Source organism: Vibrio sp. 03_296 (assembly GCF_002265885.1).
In genome coordinates, this window is sequence record NZ_NPKW01000555.1 from 1 (window position 1) to 790 (window position 790).

At 48.7% G+C, this 790-nt stretch carries 1 protein-coding gene and 1 pseudogene; both read right to left on the reverse strand.

All coding sequences use genetic code 11. The features are described from left to right. Window positions 1-573: pseudogene (gene fabD / locus CIK04_RS26125) on the reverse strand (ACP S-malonyltransferase); the annotation flags it as partial. Window positions 574-660: 87 nt separating this feature from the next. Further along, a partial coding sequence (locus CIK04_RS26130) for a 3-oxoacyl-[acyl-carrier-protein] synthase III C-terminal domain-containing protein (protein ID WP_325205844.1) occupies window positions 661-790 on the reverse strand: 130 nt, incomplete at its 5' end.

Consider the following 790-nt stretch of genomic DNA (forward strand, 5'->3'; position numbering starts at 1 on the left):
TTTGGCACCCGCTTCCTTACAAAGTTGCGCCCGCACGCTCTACTGCGTCTTTGCTACCTGCAATTCACCACTTGGCCAGGCGAGTTGAAGTTCACTGGAGAGACCACGTCGCCTTGCGCCGCTTCTTCACAAGCTTTGGCAATCGCTTCATCATCTAAGACCGATGATCGCGTACATCGCGCCTAGTCCCTGCTGGTACTGCTTCTTGCATAAGTTGACCACGAAGCTCGACAAGTTTGATCGCTTCTTGGAAATCAATCACGCCCGCACACACTAATGCTGAGTACTCACCCAAGCTATGGCCTGCCAAGTTTTCTGGTTGAGCAAGACCTAATTCTTGCCACACTCGCCAGATCCGCTACGACGAAGCCAGCAATGCAGGTTGAGTACGGAACGTTCTGATTCAAATCTTCCGTCAGGACCGTTTTGTACCAGTGCCCATAAATCGTAGCCAAGCGCTTCTGACGCTTGTGCAAATGTTTGTTTAACGATTTCATACTGTTCGCCAAGATCTGCCAGCATACCAACTGCTTGAGAACCTTGACCTGGAAATACGATAGCAAACTTGCTCATAGTAATTTTCCTTAACCGAAGCTAAATAAAATACTGTTACTACTCACGAGCAACAGCAAAATTAAGAATTCTTAATTAAAAGCGAAACTAAACGCTGAAACCCCAAGTGAAACCGCCACCAAAGGCTTCGAGTAGTAGCGTCTGACCACGCTGAATACGCCCATCACGCACCGCCTCATCTAATGCCGTCGGTACGGTTGCCGCAGAGGTATTGCCA